This window comes from Caballeronia sp. LZ029 (assembly GCF_031451275.1).
In the GTDB taxonomy this organism is placed as follows: Bacteria; Pseudomonadota; Gammaproteobacteria; order Burkholderiales; family Burkholderiaceae; genus Caballeronia; species Caballeronia jiangsuensis.
On the sequence record NZ_JARUXO010000089.1, the window covers coordinates 1 to 300 of the forward strand.

A 300-nucleotide genomic window follows, 5' to 3' on the forward strand; every position below is an offset into this window, starting at 1 on the left:
GGCAGCGGCTCCACGAATACGATGCAAACGACCGTGGTGTCGATGAAGACTTCATTGTGGAACGACATCCAGAACGACCTCAACGCTATCGCGCCGGGTCCGGTCAATCGCGTGAGCATTTCACCGTCGACCGGTGGCATTACGGTTCGTGGTACGCCGTCTGTGCTCGATGCTGTTGCGCACTACGTGGATGCGAAGAACAAGGTTTTCGATAAGTTCGTCACGTTCAACGTGCAAGTGCTGTCGGTCACGGTGACAAACACGGACGCGGCAGGCATTAGCTGGCAGGCGCTGTACAAG

The 300-nt window shown here is 56.7% G+C and carries 1 protein-coding gene; it reads left to right on the plus strand.

Annotated elements, in window-relative coordinates; translation table 11 throughout:
* Positions 1–300 (plus strand): secretin N-terminal domain-containing protein (locus QCE73_RS34185; protein ID WP_404989848.1); only part of this gene is annotated, 300 nt, incomplete at both ends.